Genomic DNA, 18,720 nt, shown 5'->3' with positions numbered 1-18,720 from the left:
TCGTTTTAAGGCGCGCCGCCGGCCTTCCCCTTCTTGAAATAAAGTGAATTGAACGAGGTTGATGTCATGCTTTACCGTTTCGCCGCCCGGCCAGCCCGTCGCTGGCTCTCTCCCTTGCTGCTCGGACTGATGCTGGCGCCGCCGTTGCAGGCGACCACAGTGGTGCAGCAGCCTGCGCTCTCTGACAGGCAGACCCTGGTCAAGGGCAACGGCGCCGAACCCGAATCCCTCGACCCTGCCCAGATCCGCTCCGGTTTCCCGGGGGAGGTGGTGCTGGTGGACTTGTTCGAGGGGCTGGTCAGCGAGGATGGGCAGGGCAGGATAGTGCCGGCTCAGGCCCAGCGCTGGGAGACGCGTGAGGATGGCCTGGTGTGGCGCTTCTTCCTGCGTCCGCAGCTCAAGTGGTCCAACGGCGAGCCGCTCACCGCCCGGGATTTCGTCTACGCCTGGCGGCGTCTGCTGAGCCCGGCGCAGGCCTCGCCCTCCGCCGGTCTCATGCTGGCGACCGGCATCAACAACGCCCAGTCCATCTATGCCGGAGCCCTCGATCTCGATGCCCTGGGGGTGGAGGCCGAGAGCGATCAGATCCTCAAGGTGACCCTGGAGCGGCCCGTACCCTACTTCCTGCAGCTCATCAGCCAGCGCCCCTTCGTGCCGGTCAACGAGCGGGCCATCACCCAGTTTGGCAAGCAGTGGACCCAGCCTGGCAAGCTGGTCAGCAACGGCCCCTACCGGCTGGTGAACTGGGTGCCGAACGAGCGTATCGAAGCCGAGCGCAACCCCCAGTACTGGGATGATGCCCACACCCGGATCCAGCGGGTGACCTATCTGCCCCTGGCTTCCCAGCACGCGGAGCGGTTGCGCTACGAGGCGGGGGAGATCCAGCTCACCAACAAGGTGGCGCTGGAGTATTACCAGAAGACCATGGAAGAGACCCCGGAGCGGATCTGGGGTCTGCCGCTGCTGGGCACCTACCTCTATACCTTCAACCTGCGCCGCCCCGAGCTGCAGGATGTGCGGGTGCGTCAGGCGCTCTCCATGGCCATGGATCGCCGCCTGCTGACCGAGAAGGTGAGCGGCCAAGGGGAGCGGCCGGCCTGGTCCCTGCTGCCCGGCATGCCGGATTACGAAGAGCTGGGTTCGGCGCTGGCCCTGGAGGACATGCCGACCCGTCTGGCCAGGGCTGCCGCCCTGCTGACGGAGGCGGGCTACAACAGTGCCCACCCCCTCAAGCTGACACTGACCTACAACACCTCGGAGAACCACAAGAAGCTGGCCCTGGCGGTCGCGGCCATGTGGAAGCCGCTGGGGGTGGAGGTCAGCCTCGACAACATGGAGTGGAATGCCTATCAGGTGGCCAAGGACAGCGGCGACTTCATGCTGGCCCGCTCCTTCTTGTTTGGTGACTATGTGGAGCCCTCGTCCATGCTGGGCAGTTTCCGCTGTCAGGATCCCCAGAACGAGAGCGGCTACTGCAATCCGGCCTTCGACGGCCTGCTGCAACAGGCTGCGGACACCCTGGATGGCGCCGCCCGAACCGGGCTCTACCGCAAGGCCGAACAGCTGCTGATGGAGGAGATGCCTGTCATCCCCGTCTATCACTACAACCAGATGAGGCTGGTGGACCCCGCCCTGCGCGGCTTGCCGAGCAGCAACCTGAAGGGGGCCATCGCCACCAAGGATCTCTACTTCAGCCAGCCATGAGGAGTGTGCGATGAAGATAGCCATCATTTCCGATCTGCACGGCAGCCTGACCGCCCTGGAGCAGGTGCTGGCGCAGCTTGCACCCTGGCAGCCGGATCACTATCTGTTGCTTGGGGATCTGCTCAACCACGGCCCGCGCAATCCGGTGCCGGCGGGTTATGATCCTGCCGCCGTGGCGGCGCGGCTCAACCAGCTGGCCCCCCGGATCATGGCGGTGCGGGGCAACTGCGATTCCGAGGTGGATCAGATGCTGCTGCACTTCCCCATCACGGCCCCCTACAACCAGCTGCTGGTGGACGGGCGGCGCTGGTTCGTCAGCCATGGACATCTCTATGATCCCGAGGCGGTGCCTCTGCCGGCGGGCAGCCTCTTCATCAGCGGCCATACCCACCTGCCCATATTGCGACGAGAAGCGCGGCAGGGAGGGGAGCTGGTGCTGGTGAACCCGGGTTCCATCTGCTTTCCGAGGGGAGAATGGGCGGCCAGCTATGGCCGGTATGAGGATGGCGTCATGAGCATTCATGCTTGCCGCGATGGGGCAAGGCTGATGGAACTGGTGCTCTGACGGCAGGGTATCAAGAGAAGGAAGGAGAGAGAATTAGGCCTTGATCCCCAGGGAGCGGGTACCGGAGCGGGTATTGCCCTTGGCGTCATAGGTCAGGGAGTTGCTGTCTCGCAACTTGCTGAGAAAGCTCGCCAGGCGGCGATTGGAGATGATGCTGAGCTCGAGCAGCCGACCGTTAAGGTTGTTCTGCTCCTGACAGGCTTCCAGCTTGGCTTGCAGGGCCTGCAACTGGGTCGGGAAGGCGCCGAGTTGTTGCTGCAGATCGGGCAGCTCGGCCAATCTCTTGTCCAGGGTCTCGATGGCCTCAAGCAGTTGCTGCTTGCGCTCGGCCAGCGCCGGCAAGGCCAGGGCCCGGTGTGCCTTGAGCAGGTCAAATTCCTCTGCCAGCAAACCTTGCATCTGGGAGAGGTTGTCGTCCTGGGCGTGCAGCAGCGAAGGCAGGTCCATCATCCCAGCCGTTTGTCCAGATCCGCTTCGAAGCTGAACATCTTCCTGGCCACGGCTTCGCTGTTGACCTTGTATTCACCACTTGCCACGGCCTTCTTCAGGCTTTCGACGCGGCTCTCGTTACCGGTGGAGGCGGTGTTGAGGGTCTTCTGCATCTGTTGCAATTGCTGCGCCTCACTGGTCAAGGAGACAGAGTCGGTCTTGACGGTCGCCGCGCGATTGCTCTCGGCAGAGGTCGCGGACTTGGTGGCTACACCTTGACTGGTCCCACTGTTTTGCAACCGGCTGTTTGCCAAGTTGTTGATATTGTTGATAGCCATACGGTTTACCTTCGTCTGCTTTACTGTTCGCTTACCTGTTTATCGGTGACGGCGGTCAGAACTTTAGAAAAATATTGCTGCATTAATAAAACAGTCAGAATGTGACCACCACAGAGCCGACGGCACTCACCTGGCCCTGCACCGCTCTGCCCGAACGAATGTTGACGAGCCTGATCATGTCTCCGAAGCTGCCATCTTGCAAGGCTCGGGCCATGGTTTTGATCTGCATGCTGCTGTTTTCCGCACTCAGGGTGACCTGGTCCCCCTTGCAGACCACGCAGACCTGGGTGAGCCTGATTGGCTGGCCCGGCTTGAGTTCACGCTTGCTGCGCACCCCGATGAGGGAGGCCGGGTCGGTGAGGTAGTCACCGCGGATCAGGGTCTGATCCTGGTAGGCCAGGGTCAGCATGGACTCGCTCAGTATGTCCCCCTTGGCCACGGGAGCCGCGACTGTGACATAGGGTTTCTGGATGCTGACCCGCACCGGGAGGTAGAGATCCCAGGGTTTGTCTCCCTCGCACTTGAGGTAGACGGTGGTGTTGCGGCGGATCTCCATCTTGGCCGGGAGAGATATAGTCAGCCCCTCTTCGCAGTGGTTCAGGGGGAGGCGCTCATCTATGGTACCGGCGGTCACCTCGGCCTGGGCATCGAGGGGGACATCCAACTGGTCGAGGACGAACGTCTGTGCCTGCTCCTGCAGATAGTCGGTCACCTCGGATGCCATGGCGTGAGAGAGGCTGCAAAACGGCAGTAAGATGAGGAAAAGTCTATTAATCATTTTTGCTTACCGGTCGATAAGTTGTTCACGTACACCATCGCAGTTAACTATGCTTGCTGCAGATTTCGGTTGTCGAGACATCGATAGTCTGATGCAAGCCAATGTGCATGCACACACAACATGCACGATCAGTGCCAAGCGTTTTTTTAGGGAGTGTTTATGGCGAGTATTCTGGACTCGGTCAACCAACGGACCCAGCTGGTGGGACAAAACCGGTTGGAGCTGCTGCTGTTTCGTCTCAACGGACGTCAAAGATTTGGCATCAACGTATTCAAGGTACGTGAGGTGCTGCAGTGCCCTCCCTTGACCGTCATGCCCAAGCTCAACTCCTGCATTCGCGGTGTGGCGCACATTCGCGGCCAGACCATCTCGGTGATCGATCTCAGCATGGCGATGGGCAAGCGCCCCATCCAGGACATCTCCAAGTGCTTCATCATCATCTCCGAATACAACAGATCCGTTCAGGGGTTCCTGGTCCATTCGGTCGAGCGCATCATCAACATGAACTGGGAGTCCATACTGCCGCCCCCCAAGGGCGCCGGTCGCATCAACTACATGACGGCGGTGACCGAGGTGGATGGCGAGCTGGTGGAGATCCTGGATGTGGAGCGCATTCTCAACGAGATCTCGCCGGTCTCCACCGAGGTGAGTGCCGAGCTGGTGGAAGCCAGCGTGGAGCGCAATCCCCACGGCCGTCCTGTGCTGGTCGCCGACGACTCTTCGGTGGCGCGCAAGCAGGTACAGCGGGCGCTGGAGGCCATAGGGGTGCAGTGCGTGCTGGCCAAGGATGGACGGGAGGCCCTCAACATGCTGCTGGAGATGGCCAAGCAGGGCCCCATCCTCGATCAGATTGCCCTGGTCATCTCCGACATCGAGATGCCGGAGATGGATGGCTACACCTTCACCGCCGAGATCCGCAACAATCCCAACCTCAAGGATTTGCATGTTATCCTGCACACATCCCTCAGTGGGGTGTTCAATCAGGCCATGGTGCAGAAAGTTGGTGCGAACAACTTCATTGCCAAATTCCAGCCTGATGAATTGGCCAAGGCCGTACAAGGCGCTCTCTAATAAAGAAGAACAACTGCATGAAGACACTTTCGGACGACTTATACAGGCAATTCAGCAATTTTCTGGCGCAGCAGAGCGGCATAGTGCTGGGTGACAACAAACAGTATCTGGTCAAGAGCCGTCTGTCGCCCTTGATGACTCAGTTTGGTATCGAGAGTCTGTCTGAACTGGTGACCCGGGCGATGAACGTGCGTGAACGGGAGCTCAAGATGGCCGTGGTCGATGCCATGACCACCAATGAAACCCTGTGGTTTCGCGATACCTACCCGTTCCAGCTGCTGAGTGACAAGATTTTCCCCGAGCTCGGCAAGAGTGGTCGTCCCATCAAGATCTGGTCTGCGGCCTCCTCCTCCGGGCAGGAGCCTTACTCCATCGCCATGACGGCGCTGGAGCAGCAGGTCAAACGTCCCGGCACCTTGCCGGGCGGGGTGCAGATAGTGGGGACCGACATCTCCAGCACCATGCTCAACCAGTGCAAGGAAGGGGTCTACGACAGCCTGGCACTGGCTCGCGGCCTGTCACCCGAGCGCAAGCGGCTGTTCTTTGAGCCCTGTGGCGACAACAAGATGCGGGTATCGGAGCGTGTCAGAAAATTGACCAGCTTCCGGCCCCTGAACCTGCTGGAGAGCTACAGCCTGCTCGGCAAGTTTGACATCATCTTCTGCCGCAACGTGCTCATCTACTTTGCGCCAGAGGTGAAGTCCAAGATCCTCAACCAGTTTGCCAGCAGCCTCAATCCTGGCGGCTATCTGATGCTGGGGGCCTCGGAGTCCCTGGCGGGCCTCACCGACAAGTTCGAGATGATCCGCTGCAACCCCGGCATCGTCTACAAGGTCAAATAACTCCCCCCTCGTCCCTCTTTGGCACACCTCTTGCTAAACATTCGTGAAGCAGGAGGTGCGTTATGGCAATTTCATTCGACAAGGCATTCGGTGTTCACCAGTACACGCTGAGCGTTCGCGCCAAGCGTGCGGAGGTGTTATCGAGCAACATCGCCAACGCGGATACGCCGGGCTTCAAGGCCCGTGACATCAACTTCTCCCAGGCGTTGCAGGATGCCCAGAGCCAGCAAGGGTTCGGGCTGTCCACCACCAGCGAGAAGCATTTCGCCTTGCAGATGGATGCCCCCGGGTCGACCCAGTATCGCAACCCCCTGCAACCGGATACAGGTGACGGCAATACCGTGGATGTGCAGCAGGAGCGCAGCGAGTTTCTGCGCAACAGCCTCGAGTACCAGGCCTCCCTCGAATTCATGAATGGCAAGATAAGCGGCCTGCTCAAGGCGTTGAAAGGAGATCAGTAATGAGTTTGTTCAAGGTCTTTGACATTGCAGGCTCTGCCATGAGCGCGCAGTCCGTCCGTCTCAATACGGTGGCCAGCAACATGGCCAACGCCGACAGCGTCAGCTCCAGCGTGGAAAAAACTTACCATGCCAGGCGGCCAGTCTTTGCCGCCCAGCTGGATCAGGCCATGTCAGACAAGCAGGCCTCGGTAGGGGTGGATGTGAAGGGCATAGTCGAGAGTGATGCGCCGCTGCTCAAGGAGTACAACCCGAACCACCCCATGGCGGACAAGGATGGCTTCATCTTCAAGCCCAACGTCAACATGGTGGAGGAGATGGCGGACATGATAGCCGCCTCCCGCAGTTACCAGACCAACGTCCAGGTGGCGGATGCGGCCAAGAAGATGCTGCAGCAGACGCTCGGCCTCGGCAAGTCCTGATAGAGGTGAACCCGGATGAGAGAGATCAGTGACGGTCTGCATGACCGCGACCATGGGTTCGACCTGAACGGCGCCCGGCAAACCCGGACAGAGGGGGAATCATAAGTGGCAGATACCTATGACAGCCTGCTGGGGGTCAACCGGACGTCGTCCGCCCAGACCAATACCACCAACACCCCGACCCAGAAGAAGGAGCTGGATCAGGAGTCTTTCCTGAAGCTGCTGACCATGCAGCTCTCCTACCAGGATCCGTTCAAGCCGGTGGATAACGCCCAGATGCTCTCCCAGATGACCTCGATGTCGACGTCCCAGGGGATCAGCAGCCTCTCCACCCAGATGGAGAGCCTCAACAGCCTGATGACCTCCAGCCAGGCGCTGCAGGCCTCGGCCCTGGTGGGTCAGAACGTGCTCATACCCTCCAACACCGGTTATCTGGAGAAGGGGAGCACCCTCTCCGGCGTCATCGCCACCGGGGACGGTGGCAGCAACGTCAAGGTGACGGTGAAGGACGAGAGCGGTCAGGTGATCAAGGAGTTCTCCATCGAAGGGGACCAGAAGGGGAATGTGGCCTTCGAGTGGGATGGCAAGGACAAGGACGGCAACCTGGCCAAGAGCGGCAAGTATTCGATAGAGGCGCACGCCACCGTCAATGGCAAGTCCGAGAGCGTGCCGGCCCTGACCTATGCCAAGGTGGAGAGCGTCACCCTGGGCACCAGCACCAACCCCAGCACCCTCAAGCTCAAGGGACTGGGTGGCATCTATCTGACCGACGTATTGGAAATTGGCGGGACGACCGGCAAGTCGACTGCGACACCGACGCCGACCCCTAACGCAGTGATCTAAGGAGAAAGACATGTCATTCAACAATGCCCTCAGCGGCATCAATGCGGCTCAAAAAGACCTGAACGTCACCGCGAACAACATTGCCAACGTCAACACCACCGGCTTCAAGGAGTCCCGCGCCGAGTTCGCCGACGTCTACGCCAACTCCATCTTCGTCAACGCCAAGACCCAGGTCGGCAACGGGGTGGCGACGGGGGCGGTGGCGCAGCAGTTCCACCAGGGGGCGCTGCAATTCACCAACAACGCGCTGGATCTCGCCATCCAGGGCAACGGCTTCTTCGTGACTTCCGATGGCCTGACCAACCTGGATCGCAGCTACACCCGCTCCGGTGCCTTCAAGCTCAACGAGAGCAGCTACATGGTCAGCAACTCCGGCGGTTACCTGCAGGGGTACGAGATCAACTCTGATGGCACTCCCAAGGCGGTGAGCATCAACGCGACCAAGCCCATCCAGATCCCGGACAAGGCCGGTGAGCCGGTCCAGACCTCGCAGATAGAGGCCAGCTTCAACCTGCCGTCCACCGCCTCGCCGCTGGCGGCGGGCAATGGCGCCGCCGATGCCTCCAAGTTCGACCCCAAGGATTCGAGCACCTACTCCTCCTCCACCTCTGTGGTGGTCTACGACTCCCTGGGGGAGCCGCACACCATCACCCAGTACTTCGTCAAGGAGGCGGATCCCGCGAACCTGACCCAGCCTGCGAGCCCGACGGCCTGGCGCATGTATATGTATGAAGGGGACAAGCCCATCGACGTCGTGGGTGGTGCCGCCACCACCATGGCCACCGGCCTGAGCCAGGCCCCCCTGAGCGCCCGCGTCACCTTCGATGCCTCCGGCAAGATGCAGACCCCCACCACGCCGGCCATCATCAAGACAGAGCCGCTGGGCACCCCGGGCGCCGGCATCATCAACAATGGCGCCGATGGCACCCAGGAGATCGAGCTCAAGCTCGGTACAGTGACTCAGTACGCCTCGCCGTTCGAGGTCAACAAATTGACCCAGGATGGCTCCACCGTCGGCCGGCTGACCAAGGTCGAAATCACAGCTGACGGCATAGTCTCGGCGACCTACAGCAACGCCACCACCGTCAAGGTGGCCATGGTGGCCATGGCCAAGTTCGCCAACTCCCAGGGGCTGACCCAGGTGGGGGACACCTCCTGGCGCCAGTCCCTGCTCTCCGGTGATGCCCTGCCGGGCACCCCGAACTCCGGCACCTTCGGCTCCATCAAGTCGTCTGCTCTGGAGCAGTCCAACGTGGATCTGACCACTGAGCTGGTGGACCTCATCACCGCCCAGCGCAACTTCCAGGCGAACTCCCGTTCGCTGGAAGTGAACAGCTCACTGCAGCAGAACATACTGCAGATCCGCTAAGGTTTTTCGCGGTGACAAGGGGCGCTCATGCGCCCCTTGTCGTTTCCGATGCGGCGTTTTTTCCTCCGCTGTTTCACCCTTTCCATTCCTCTTGGCACTCAATTTGCAGTTGTCCTGCGAGAGTCATCTGTTTGACGGAGGATCCCATGGATCACCTGCTTTATATCGCCATGTCCGGGGCCAAGGAGAACATGAACAGCCTGGCTGTGCGTGGCAACAACCTGGCCAACGCCAACACCATAGGCTTCAAGTCTGACTTCGAGCAGGCGCGCAGCATGCAGGCGTTTGGCGAAGGACTGCCCACGCGGGTGTTCGCCATGACCGAGCGGCCGGGGCAGAACCTGCAGCACGGCCTGCTGCAGACCACGGGGCGGGATCTTGACGTCGCCGTCGACGGCCAGGGCTGGATTGCGGTGCAGGATCCCAATGGGGCAGAGGCCTATACCCGCATGGGCAATCTGCAGCTCAATGCCACCGGCAATCTGCAGACCTCCACCGGGCTCAACGTGGTGGATGACGCCGGTCAGCCCATAGTGCTGCCGCTGCCCATGGAGAAGATCGAGATCAACCGGGATGGCACCATCAGCGGCCGTCCCGAGGGGGCCGCCGCCAACCTGCCGGAGGATTTCCAGCGCATCAAGCTGGTCAATCCCCCGAGCGATGCGGTGGAGAAGGGCCAGGATGGCCTGTTTCGTCGCAAGGATGGCCAGAAGGAGGCAGCCTCTGCCGAGGTCGGCCTGATCGCCGGCTCCCTCGAGGGAAGCAACGTCAACGTGGTCGACGAGATGACCAACCTTATTCGCTTGCAACGTCAGTTCGAAACTCAGGTCAAGATCATGAAGACCGCCGAGGAGAATGACGAGGCCCAAACCCAGCTGCTGCGTATCAGCTAATCAAGGAGCATGACATGAACTCTGCACTCTGGATTCGCACATCAAAAGATGACATGACCCTGCACCCTAGATCCGCTAATTAAGGAAGATGAAATGAATCCTGCACTCTGGATCAGCAAGACCGGCCTCGATGCCCAGCAGACCAACATTTCGGTCACCTCGAACAACCTGGCGAACGCCAGCACAGTGGGCTACAAGAAGGCCCGCGCCATCTTCGAGGATCTGCTCTATCAGAATATCAACCAGCCAGGTGGTCGCTCTTCGGCGGATACCGAGCTGCCCTCCGGCCTGATGCTGGGGGCGGGGGCCAAGGTGGTCGCCACCCAGAAAAACCACAGCCAGGGCAACGTCCAGACCACGGACAACTCCCTGGATCTGATGATAAGCGGCCGCGGCTACTTCGAGATCCAGCTACCGGACGGCAGCGCGGCCTACACCCGCAACGGCCAGTTCACCCTCAATGACGAGGGCACCATAGTGACCCCGGGCAACGGCTACCCGCTGCAGCCGGAGATCCAGATCCCCGAGAACGCCCAGAGCGTGACGGTGGGGGAGGATGGCCAGGTGTCCGTCCAGCTCAAGGGGGATGGCCAGTCCCAGGTGGTGGGCCAGATCAACACCACCGACTTCGTCAACCCGACCGGCCTGCAACCCATGGGGGAGAACTTGTTCCTCGAGACCCAGTCGAGCGGCGCCCCCATCCAGGGCACTGCCGGTGCGGACGGCCTGGGGGTCGTCAAGCAGGGGATGCTGGAGACCTCCAACGTCAACGTGACCGAGGAGCTGGTGAACCTCATTCAGGCCCAGCGCGTCTATGAGATGAACTCCAAGGTCATCTCGGCAGTAGACTCGATGATGTCCTTCCTGACCCAGCGCACCTAATCCTGAAACATAAGCGGAGGCCCATGATGAAAGCCCTATGGATGCTGGGCCTGCTGACACTGGCAGGCTGTACCAGCACTCCCAATACCGCCAGACCCGACGACCCCGAATTTGCCCCCGTGTATGGCGAGTCGGAGCCGGTGTCGGTGCGCCCGACCGGGGCCATCTTCCAGCCCGAACAGGTCAACGGCATCTACTCGGACATCAAGGCCCACCGGGTGGGTGACATCATCACCATAGAGCTGGCGGAATCGACCTCGGCGTCGAAGAAGGCCAATACCCAGAGCGGCAAGAACAACAAGATGGAGCTGGAACCCGTCACTCTGGGCGGGGTGCCGGTGACGGCAGGCGCCTATGATCTGTCGGCTTCCATCGGCCAGAGCAGTGCGTTCAAGGGCCAGGCCAAGGCGGATCAGAGCAACAGCCTGCAGGGCAACATCTCGGTCAGCGTGATCAAGGTATTGCCGAACGGCAACCTGCTGGTGCGCGGCGAGAAGTGGATCATGCTCAACAACGGCAACGAATACATCCGCATCACCGGTCTGGTGCGCCCGGAGGACGTGAGTTCGGAGAACAGCGTCTCGTCCCAGCGGGTCGCCAATGCGCGCATCCATTACGGCGGCACCGGCGATCTGGCCAACACCCAGGAACAGGGGTGGCTGACCAGCTTCTTCAACGGTCCCTGGTGGCCCATTTAATACTCGGGCTCCGGATCGTCAGTGGCGACCCGAAGCCGGAATGGTTTAGTTAGGAGATGTCATGAACCGACTCCGTTTGCTCGGCCTGCTGTGCTGTATCTTGCCGCTTGGGCTGGCGCACGCCTCCCGCATCAAGGATCTCAGCTCGGTGGAAGGGGTGCGCAGCAACCAGTTGATCGGCTACGGTCTGGTGGTGGGCCTGCCCGGCACGGGCGAGAAGAACAACGCCTTCACCGAGCAGACCTTCAGGACCATGCTCAACAACTTCGGCATCAAGGTGCCGGACAACATCAAGCCCAAGATCAAGGACGTGGCGCCCGTGGCCATTCACGCCGATCTGCCCCCCTTCTCCAAGCCGGGCCAGACCATAGACGTCACCGTCTCCGCCATCGGCGAGGCGAAGAGTCTGCGGGGCGGCACCCTGCTCCAGACCTTCCTCAAGGGGCTGGACGGCCGCGTCTATGCGGTGGCCCAAGGCAGCCTGGTGGTCGGTGGTCTCGGGGCCGAGGGGGCGGATGGCTCCAAGGTGGTGGTCAATACCCCGACAGTGGGGCGCATCGCCAACGGGGCGACAGTGGAGCGTGAAGTGCCGAACTCCTTCTCCCAGGGGGACACCATCACCTTCAACCTGAACCGGCCCGACTTCACCACGGCCCGCCGGGTGGCCGACGTGGTCAACGATCTGGTGGGTCCGAATACGGCCCAGGCCCTGGACGCCACCTCCATCAAGGTGTTTGCCCCACGGGATCCGAGCCAGCGGGTCTCCTACCTCGCGACCATCGAAAACCTGGAAGTGGATCCGGCCACCGAGTCCGCCAAGATCATCGTCAACTCGCGCACCGGCACCATAGTCATCGGCAGCGAGGTCAAGCTGCGGCCTGCCGCCATCAGCCATGGGGGCCTGACGGTCACCATAGCCGAGAACCAGCAGGTCTCCCAGCCCAATCCGCTGGCGGGGGGGCAGACCGCGGTCACCAACAACTCCACCATCAACGTGCAGCAGGATCCGGGGCGTATGTTCAAGCTCGACACGGGGGCGACCCTGGACGATCTGGTGCGGGCGGTGAATCAGGTGGGGATAGCCCCGGGGGATCTGATGGCTATCCTGGAGGCCCTGCAGCAGGCGGGCGCCATTCAGGGACAGCTGGTCATCTTGTAACAGGCTGTCCCGGCGAGTCTCTGGGTTGGCGGCGCAGCAGCCAGCCCAGAGAGCCAATAGGTAATACAGTCATTTCTTGAGCGGCAAGAGGTTGCCACGGGCGGCAAAGAGGAAGGTTATGGCAGAGTTCGACACCCAGAGTGGTATCAATCTTGGCATGGTGCAGGACGTTCAGAACCTGGACAAGCTGCGCCAGATGAGCCACAGCAAGGAAGGGAAGCAAGAGGCACTGATGGCGGCGGCCCGCCAGTTCGAGTCCATCTTCACCCAGACCCTGTTCAAGGGGATGCGCCAGGCCAACTCGGTGCTGACCCAGGATAACCCGATGAACAGCAGCTACACCCAGTTCTACGAGGGGATGCTGGACGAGCAGCGGGTCTCCGATATGTCGAGCAAGGGGGGTCTTGGCATCGCCGAGATGGTGGCCAAGCAGTTCTCTCCCGAGAAGACCTTCACCCATAACGACGGCCGGGTTCTCAAGCTGCCCCAGCGCACCGAGCGGGTCTACAAACCCTATGAAGCCCCCAGCGCCTCCAACGATCTGATCGCAGCCTCCAAAGTTGGCAAAGATTTTGCTGATAACGAAATGAAGAGCGAGATGAAGGGTGAGCTGAATGGGGCCGAGTCTCCGTTGAACCTGCCCAGACGCCCCCATCGCACCGTGCCTCCCATGGGCAGCAGCCCGCGGGCCTCGGCCCTGGATGAGAGCGCCAAGGTGTTCGACAGTCCGGAGGAGTTTGTCGAGCGTCTGATGCCGTTGGCCAAGAAGGCGGCGGACAAGCTGGGACTGAGCCCGGCTGTGCTGGTGGCCCAGGCCGCCCTTGAGAGCGGCTGGGGCAAGCGGGTGATCAAGGATGGGGAAGGGCAGATGAGCCACAACCTGTTCGGCATCAAGGCCGATCCCCGCTGGGAAGGGCCCAAGGCCGTGGTGAGCACCCTGGAGTACGAGCAAGGGGTGGCGTCGCGCCAGAAGGCGGCGTTTCGCTCCTACGAGTCGTTTGAAGAGAGCTTCAACGACTATGTGGACTTCCTGACCTCGGGGACCCGCTACAAGGGGGCGCTGGCCAAGGTGGACAGCCCGGATCGCTACTTCGAGGCGCTGCAGCAGGCCGGTTATGCCACCGATCCCCAGTACGCCAGCAAACTTAAACAAGTGTTGCGCAGTGATGCCATCGCCGGCTACTCGATGCCCGGCAACGCTGCGACCAGGAACACAGAGATGGAGCTGTAAGCTATGGCAAGCGATCTGCTTGGAATCGGGACTTCGGGTGTATTGGCCCAGCAGCGACTGCTGCAGACCACCAGTAACAACATAGTGAACGTCAACAGCCAGGGCTATGTACGTGAACGCACCCTGATCTACACCAATTCCGTCGGATTGGGCACGGGCGACATGGTGAGCGAGCGGGTCATCAACGCCTACGCACAGGCTGAGGTGCGCCGCGATACCTCCGCCTACCATGCCGCAGGCTCGCGCTACGATCAGCTGTTCCAGCTCGACAGCCTGCTGGGGGATGCCAGCAACAGCGTGGGCACCACCATCACCTCCTACTTCAAGGCCTTCCACACCGCCAACGAATCGCCGGCGGAAGTGGGCGGGCGAAAGACCACCCTGAGCGAGCTCAGCGGCATGGTTGACCGTTTCCACACCCTCTCCGCCCAGCTCGACAAGCAGAGCGACACCATCAACTCCACCATAGGGGACGAGACGGACAGGGTGAACAGCCTGCTGAACAGCATCAACGATCTGAACCAGGCCATAGTCCGCACCCAGGGCTCGCCGGAGGAGAACCTGATGCTGTTCGATCAGCGTGACGAGGCTATCCGCCAGCTCTCCGAGAAGATGGAAGTCCGCACCGTGACCCAGCCCAACGGCAGCATGCTGGTCAACATGAGCACGGGACACTCCCTGGTGCTGGACGGCGGCGTGGCCCAGTTCAAGGTGGTGCCGGGCAGCCCGGACTCCCGGGATGCGAGGCTGCAACTCACCCTGGGGGCCAACCAGGCCAACATCAATGACAAGGATCTGGGGGGCGCCATCGGCGGCCTCTTCACGGCGCGCAACGATCTGGAGCCCGCCAAGCGGGAGCTGGGCCAGTTGGCGGTCGCCATGGCCGATGCCATGAACCAGCAGAACCGCCTCGGCATGGATCTGGACAACGAGCTGGGGGGTGATCTCTTCTCCCTCAAGGGGAGCCAGGGGCTCCCCTATGCCGGCAACCAGGGCAACGGGGCGGCCAGCGTGAACTTCGTGCCCGGCAAGGGCTCAGAGGTGACCACCTTCGATTACGAAGTGCAGTTCAACAGCGCCACCGGTTATGAGGTCTTCTCCATCGACGGCTCAGGCCAGCGGACCTCGGTGGCGACTGGCACCACCCCCCCCGCCAAGTTCGAGGTGGCGGGGCACGGCATCGAGATCGACCTGTCCGGCACCCCGGTCGGGGGCGACAAGATAGTGTTGCAACCCACCAAGCACGCCGCCGCTGGCATGGAGCAGGCCGCTACCAGGCCGGAAGACATTGCCCTGGCATCCCCCATCAAGGCGGACAAGAATTCCCAGAACCTGGGCTCGGGCGAGATCAAGGTGAACAGTGTCTACAACACAGGCACTGGGTCTGGCTTTGGCACCAATGCCCTGGACCCGAACGCTCCCCAGGTCATCAAGATCGACGGCAGCGGCAACTACGAGGTCTATGACAAGAACAACAACCTGCTCGGGGTGGCTCCTGCCTCCAGCAAGGGGCAGAACCTGATGTCCGCCCTCGAGATGCCGCTGGGGACGCCCATAGTGCCGGCCCTGACCCCGGGCTACGACTTCAGCATCACCGGCAAGGTGGAGGCAAACGACAGCTTCACCCTGAGCTACAACAAGGATGGCTTTGCCGACAACGGCAACGGGCTGGCGCTGGCGGAGCTGCAGAACAAGGAGCTGGTGCGCAAGAACAACAACGCCGCCACCAGCAACGACAAGATGACCTTCAACGACGCCTACAGCGCCCTGGTGACCGGGGTGGGCAACAAGGCCAGCCAGGCCAAGACGCTGCTGCAGGCCAATGAGGCCAAGCTGACCCAGAGCACCGCCATCTTCGAGAGCGTCTCCGGGGTCAATCTGGAGGAGGAAGCGGCCAACCTCATCCGCTTCCAGCAGTCCTATGCGGCCTCGGCCCAGATAGTCAATACCGCCAAGACCATCTTCGATACCCTGTTGTCTTCCGTGAGGTAAGTCATGCGCATCACCACCAACATGATCTATGACCGCAACCTTGCTTCCATGGGCAAGGTCAGCGAGCGCCAGAATACCGCCTATGAGCAGCTGATCTCGGGGGACAAATTCTCCCGGGCGGGGGAGGACCCCGCCGGCATGAGCCAGAAGCTGGCGCTGACCAAGGAGATCGATCTCTTCAAGCAGTACGGCGTCAACGGCAGCCTGCTGGAGAACAGCCTGGGCCACGAGGAGACTGTGCTCACCTCCCTCAACAACGCCATGCTGAGCGCCCAGACCCTGATCCAGAAGGCAAACAGCTCGGCCATGGGTTCGGAGGAGCGCAACGCCATCGCGAGCGAGCTGGAGGGGCTGCAAAAGCAGATGTTCGATCTGATGAACAGCAAGAACTCCCAGGGGGAGTTCATCTTCGGCGGCAACCAGAGCAAGACCCAGCCCTTCGTGAAGGATGCGAGCGGCAACTATGTGTTCCAGGGGGACACCGGGCAGCGCAGCATCCAGGTCTCCTCCACCGTGCAGATCCCGGCCAATGACTCCGGCTTCGATCTGTTCGAGATGGTGGCGACCCGGCGCACCGCCAGTGGTACCAGCGCCAACATCAAGGTGGGGGTGGGGGATCAGGGGAACTTCGAGAGCTTCTATCGCAACAACTACGATTCGTCTCTTGCCAGCAACCAGTTCACGGTGAGCACTCAGGTGGGACCGCCGGACAGGTACGAGATCCGGGACAGCGGCGGTGGTCTGATCCAGGACGGGGACTACAGCGCGGGCAACAAGATAGCCTTCAACGGACTGGAGCTGACCCTGGACCTGCCGGCAGGGGGGGCGGATCAGACCTTAGTGCTGGACAAGCCGAAGAACGACAGCGTGCTCAACGGCATGTCCGATTTCCTCACTGCCCTGCGCGACCCCAGCCTCTCGGCTGACGGCTTCCAGCTGGCGGTGGCGGATGCCACCACCCACATGAACAACGCCAGGACCAAGATAGACAGAGGGCTCGGCGAGCTGGGTGGCCGGATGAACAGCCTGGAGCAGGTGATGGGGTCGAACGACGGGCTCAGTACCCTGAACCAGCAGGCGCGGGCCAAGGTCTCCGAGGCGGACATGTACGAGGTGATTGCGGCGCTCTCCAAGGAGGACGCTGCCATGAGCGCCTCCCAGCTCGCCTTCGGCAAGATAAGCAAGCTGACCCTGTTCGATTACATCCGCTGATGGCTGGCTCCCCCGGGCAGGGGGAGTCCGCTCTACCTACTGCCCCTTTCCCCTCCAATTTGTAACAACCCGTTGCCAGCAGCCCAATGGCCTTGACTCGGGGAGGCCCCGGACAGATGATGCCGCCCGCACCACCCAGGTGGCGCGCATTTTTCGCAGCATCTCGTTAGGCGAGGCTCCTGCATAAACACAGGCCACTGATCTCACGACGTCCAGAGACGCCCAAGATCAGGACAGTTTTCATCGGATTAAGGTGTCAACCCAAGTGGCTTCCGGCGTGCCGGATACGTTATGCAGTGCTAAAGCTGGTACGTGGGGATGAAAACACGCCGGACGGCGTCATTTCCTGCCTGTTACTCGTCAATCAAATTGCTGTTTTCTTGTCGACAGCGACCGGTGCGAGCCGGTTGCCTTCAGGCCCTGCCTGAAATCACATGAGGATATCTGTGATGAAGAAAACACACACCCTGCTCAACCGTCATCAACTGCTCGATCTCGCCGCCCTGCAGGGCTGGCTAGACCACAACCTGGACCCGGTGCAGCGTGCCGATCAACTGCTGACCCTGCGCCCGGAAGAGCTCAACTGCGTCTTCGATACCCTGCCTGCGCCGCGAGGGGCCGCCCTGCTCGCCTCCCTGTCGGCGGAGAGCGCAGGCCAGCTGCTGCTGCGCCTGCATGGCAGCATAGTGGGCGTGCTGCAGGAGGCCATTCCCCGGCGCGATATGGTGGCCATCTTGCGCAAGCTGGGCTCTCAGGATCGCACCAGGCTGCTGGCCCGCTTCCCGACCCAGGCGCAAGCCATCTACGCCTCCCTGCTGGACTGGCCGAGCGAGTCGGTCGGTGCCAACATGCGCCACGAATACCTGGCCGTCGACCAGGGGACCACGGTGGAGAGCGCCAAGCGGCTGATCCACGACGCCTGGGACAAGGCCCAGCTGTTTCAGCACCTCTATGTGGTCGACGGCGAGCGGCGCCTGCTCGGCAGCGTCTCCCTCAAATCCCTGCTGATCGCCGATCCCCTGCGGCCGGTGAGCGAGCTGATGGAGCGGGAGGCGGTGCGGATCAACGCCCGGGCGGATCAGGAGCTGGCCGCCCGTCTGCTGATCGATCGCGACATTTCGACCCTGCCGGTGGAGGATCAGGGGCGTCTGGTGGGGGTCTTCCACGTGGATGACGCCGCCGACATCCTGGAGCTCGAATCCACCGAAGATGCGGAGTTGCAGGGGGGCTCATCCCCCCTGGATACCCTCTATCTGCAGGCCACTCCCTGGCAGCTGTGGCGCAAGCGGGTGGGCTGGCTGCTGATCCTGTTCGTGGCGGAGGCCTATACGGGCACAGTGCTGCGGGCCTTCGAGGAGCAACTGGAGGCGGCCATCGCCCTGGCCTTCTTCATCCCCCTGCTCATCGGCACCGGCGGCAACAGCGGCACCCAGATCACCACCACCATAGTACGGGCCATGGCGGTGGGGGAGGTGAGTCTGCGCAACCTCGGCACAGTGCTGAAGAAGGAGCTCTCCACCGGTCTGCTGATCTCGGTGGCCATCGCCATCGCGGCCTGGGTGCGGGCCTGGAGCCTGGGAGTGGGCCCCGAGATCGGCATGGTGGTCACCCTCACCATCATCGCCATCGTACTCTGGAGCGCGACGGTCGCCTCCATCATCCCCATGGTGCTGCGTCGGCTGCGCATCGATCCGGCCGTGGTGTCGGCCCCCTTCATCTCCACCCTGGTGGATGGCACCGGCCTCATCATCTATTTCGAAATCGCCAAGTGGCTGCTGCCCGAGCTGCAGTGACAACGACAGAAAGCAAAAAGGCAGCCATCGGCTGCCTTTTT

Annotated in this window: 19 protein-coding genes and 1 riboswitch; of the genes, 16 read left to right on the top strand and 3 right to left on the bottom strand. The window is 61.7% G+C overall.

Going from position 1 to position 18,720, the window contains the following annotated elements; all coding sequences use genetic code 11:
• Positions 1–66: 66 nt before the first annotated feature.
• On the top strand, positions 67–1,704 hold the full coding sequence (locus OC537_RS09090; RefSeq protein ID WP_262110832.1) for a peptide ABC transporter substrate-binding protein: 1,638 nt from the start codon (positions 67–69) through the stop codon (positions 1,702–1,704).
• A gap of 10 nt (positions 1,705–1,714) precedes the next feature.
• Positions 1,715–2,269, top strand: a complete 555-nt coding sequence (gene yfcE, locus OC537_RS09085; RefSeq protein WP_262110831.1) for a phosphodiesterase — start codon at positions 1,715–1,717, stop codon at positions 2,267–2,269.
• 33 nt (positions 2,270–2,302) lie between these two features.
• Here the strand turns inward: yfcE and OC537_RS09080 are convergent, their stop codons facing one another.
• The 3 genes from OC537_RS09080 to flgA form a co-directional block, all read right to left on the bottom strand.
• Positions 2,303–2,719, bottom strand: a complete 417-nt coding sequence (locus tag OC537_RS09080) for a flagella synthesis protein FlgN (protein ID WP_168234730.1) — start codon at positions 2,717–2,719, stop codon at positions 2,303–2,305.
• The gene (gene flgM / locus OC537_RS09075; RefSeq protein ID WP_025327542.1) at positions 2,716–3,036 is read right to left on the bottom strand and encodes a flagellar biosynthesis anti-sigma factor FlgM; all 321 of its coding nucleotides are present in this window, start codon (positions 3,034–3,036) and stop codon (positions 2,716–2,718) included. Before flgM ends, OC537_RS09080 begins: the two co-directional genes overlap by 4 nt.
• A 94-nt stretch (positions 3,037–3,130) precedes the next feature.
• On the bottom strand, positions 3,131–3,736 hold the full coding sequence (flgA, locus tag OC537_RS09070; protein ID WP_316044153.1) for a flagellar basal body P-ring formation chaperone FlgA: 606 nt from the start codon (positions 3,734–3,736) through the stop codon (positions 3,131–3,133).
• A 237-nt stretch (positions 3,737–3,973) separates the two neighbouring features.
• On the opposite strand from flgA, the gene OC537_RS09065 reads away from it, so the two are divergent.
• The 14 genes from OC537_RS09065 to mgtE all read left to right on the top strand — a co-directional run bounded on the left by OC537_RS09065 (position 3,974) and on the right by mgtE (position 18,679).
• On the top strand, positions 3,974–4,885 hold the full coding sequence (locus tag OC537_RS09065) for a chemotaxis protein CheV (RefSeq protein WP_025327540.1): 912 nt from the start codon (positions 3,974–3,976) through the stop codon (positions 4,883–4,885).
• Between the two features lie 17 nt (positions 4,886–4,902).
• Positions 4,903–5,727 carry a CheR family methyltransferase gene (locus OC537_RS09060; RefSeq protein ID WP_005329773.1) on the top strand — a complete coding sequence of 275 codons (825 nt, stop codon included), beginning with the start codon at positions 4,903–4,905 and terminating at the stop codon, positions 5,725–5,727.
• A 62-nt stretch (positions 5,728–5,789) separates the two neighbouring features.
• Positions 5,790–6,188 (top strand): flagellar basal body rod protein FlgB, encoded by a 399-nt coding sequence (flgB, locus tag OC537_RS09055; protein WP_005329774.1) that lies wholly within the window; start codon positions 5,790–5,792, stop codon positions 6,186–6,188.
• Positions 6,188–6,607 carry a flagellar basal body rod protein FlgC gene (flgC, locus tag OC537_RS09050; protein ID WP_005329775.1) on the top strand — a complete coding sequence of 140 codons (420 nt, stop codon included), beginning with the start codon at positions 6,188–6,190 and terminating at the stop codon, positions 6,605–6,607. The genes flgB and flgC overlap by 1 nt, the downstream gene beginning before the upstream one ends.
• A 105-nt stretch (positions 6,608–6,712) precedes the next feature.
• Entirely contained in the window at positions 6,713–7,450 is a 738-nt protein-coding gene (locus OC537_RS09045) for a flagellar hook assembly protein FlgD (RefSeq protein ID WP_106886357.1), read from the top strand.
• Positions 7,451–7,460: 10 nt separating this feature from the next.
• Positions 7,461–8,819 carry a flagellar hook protein FlgE gene (gene flgE, locus OC537_RS09040; RefSeq protein ID WP_106886358.1) on the top strand — a complete coding sequence of 453 codons (1,359 nt, stop codon included), beginning with the start codon at positions 7,461–7,463 and terminating at the stop codon, positions 8,817–8,819.
• Positions 8,820–8,965: 146 nt separating this feature from the next.
• Positions 8,966–9,712 carry a flagellar basal-body rod protein FlgF gene (gene flgF / locus OC537_RS09035; RefSeq protein WP_111910120.1) on the top strand — a complete coding sequence of 249 codons (747 nt, stop codon included), beginning with the start codon at positions 8,966–8,968 and terminating at the stop codon, positions 9,710–9,712.
• 93 nt (positions 9,713–9,805) lie between these two features.
• A complete protein-coding gene (gene flgG, locus OC537_RS09030) occupies positions 9,806–10,594 on the top strand; it encodes a flagellar basal-body rod protein FlgG (protein WP_033131136.1) in 789 nt (262 codons plus the stop codon).
• A gap of 26 nt (positions 10,595–10,620) precedes the next feature.
• Positions 10,621–11,292 (top strand): flagellar basal body L-ring protein FlgH, encoded by a 672-nt coding sequence (gene flgH / locus OC537_RS09025; protein WP_111910119.1) that lies wholly within the window; start codon positions 10,621–10,623, stop codon positions 11,290–11,292.
• A 61-nt stretch (positions 11,293–11,353) separates the two neighbouring features.
• Positions 11,354–12,451, top strand: a complete 1,098-nt coding sequence (locus tag OC537_RS09020) for a flagellar basal body P-ring protein FlgI (protein ID WP_262110830.1) — start codon at positions 11,354–11,356, stop codon at positions 12,449–12,451.
• A gap of 118 nt (positions 12,452–12,569) precedes the next feature.
• A complete protein-coding gene (gene flgJ, locus OC537_RS09015) occupies positions 12,570–13,682 on the top strand; it encodes a flagellar assembly peptidoglycan hydrolase FlgJ (protein ID WP_262110829.1) in 1,113 nt (370 codons plus the stop codon).
• 3 nt (positions 13,683–13,685) lie between these two features.
• Positions 13,686–15,674, top strand: coding sequence for a FlgK family flagellar hook-associated protein (locus tag OC537_RS09010; RefSeq protein WP_163149756.1), 1,989 nt, complete (start codon positions 13,686–13,688; stop codon positions 15,672–15,674).
• Between the two features lie 3 nt (positions 15,675–15,677).
• The gene (gene flgL / locus OC537_RS09005) at positions 15,678–16,886 is read left to right on the top strand and encodes a flagellar hook-associated protein FlgL (protein WP_163149759.1); all 1,209 of its coding nucleotides are present in this window, start codon (positions 15,678–15,680) and stop codon (positions 16,884–16,886) included.
• 155 nt (positions 16,887–17,041) lie between these two features.
• Positions 17,042–17,211, top strand: a riboswitch (M-box (ykoK) riboswitch).
• A gap of 124 nt (positions 17,212–17,335) precedes the next feature.
• Positions 17,336–18,679, top strand: coding sequence for a magnesium transporter (gene mgtE, locus OC537_RS09000; RefSeq protein ID WP_262110828.1), 1,344 nt, complete (start codon positions 17,336–17,338; stop codon positions 18,677–18,679).
• Positions 18,680–18,720 lie beyond the last annotated feature (41 nt).

The sequence above is a fragment of the Aeromonas sp. Marseille-Q5825 genome, assembly GCF_946892685.1.
GTDB lineage: Bacteria > Pseudomonadota > Gammaproteobacteria > Enterobacterales > Aeromonadaceae > Aeromonas > Aeromonas rivipollensis.
This window is presented reverse-complemented; position numbering and strand designations above follow the sequence as displayed.

Bases quoted from the DNA above. Each gene is read 5' to 3' on its own strand.
- flgL (WP_163149759.1), top strand. From the start codon at position 15,678: ATGCGCATCACCACCAACATGATCTATGACCGCAACCTTGCTTCCATG.
- flgC (WP_005329775.1), top strand. From the start codon at position 6,188: ATGAGTTTGTTCAAGGTCTTTGACATTGCAGGCTCTGCCATGAGCGCG.
- mgtE (WP_262110828.1), top strand. From the start codon at position 17,336: ATGAAGAAAACACACACCCTGCTCAACCGTCATCAACTGCTCGATCTC.
- OC537_RS09065 (WP_025327540.1), top strand. From the start codon at position 3,974: ATGGCGAGTATTCTGGACTCGGTCAACCAACGGACCCAGCTGGTGGGA.
- OC537_RS09020 (WP_262110830.1), top strand. From the start codon at position 11,354: ATGAACCGACTCCGTTTGCTCGGCCTGCTGTGCTGTATCTTGCCGCTT.
- flgE (WP_106886358.1), top strand. From the start codon at position 7,461: ATGTCATTCAACAATGCCCTCAGCGGCATCAATGCGGCTCAAAAAGAC.
- flgH (WP_111910119.1), top strand. From the start codon at position 10,621: ATGAAAGCCCTATGGATGCTGGGCCTGCTGACACTGGCAGGCTGTACC.
- flgG (WP_033131136.1), top strand. From the start codon at position 9,806: ATGAATCCTGCACTCTGGATCAGCAAGACCGGCCTCGATGCCCAGCAG.
- OC537_RS09060 (WP_005329773.1), top strand. From the start codon at position 4,903: ATGAAGACACTTTCGGACGACTTATACAGGCAATTCAGCAATTTTCTG.
- OC537_RS09090 (WP_262110832.1), top strand. From the start codon at position 67: ATGCTTTACCGTTTCGCCGCCCGGCCAGCCCGTCGCTGGCTCTCTCCC.
- flgM (WP_025327542.1), bottom strand. From the start codon at position 3,036: ATGGCTATCAACAATATCAACAACTTGGCAAACAGCCGGTTGCAAAAC.
- yfcE (WP_262110831.1), top strand. From the start codon at position 1,715: ATGAAGATAGCCATCATTTCCGATCTGCACGGCAGCCTGACCGCCCTG.
- flgB (WP_005329774.1), top strand. From the start codon at position 5,790: ATGGCAATTTCATTCGACAAGGCATTCGGTGTTCACCAGTACACGCTG.
- flgJ (WP_262110829.1), top strand. From the start codon at position 12,570: ATGGCAGAGTTCGACACCCAGAGTGGTATCAATCTTGGCATGGTGCAG.
- OC537_RS09080 (WP_168234730.1), bottom strand. From the start codon at position 2,719: ATGATGGACCTGCCTTCGCTGCTGCACGCCCAGGACGACAACCTCTCC.
- OC537_RS09010 (WP_163149756.1), top strand. From the start codon at position 13,686: ATGGCAAGCGATCTGCTTGGAATCGGGACTTCGGGTGTATTGGCCCAG.
- flgF (WP_111910120.1), top strand. From the start codon at position 8,966: ATGGATCACCTGCTTTATATCGCCATGTCCGGGGCCAAGGAGAACATG.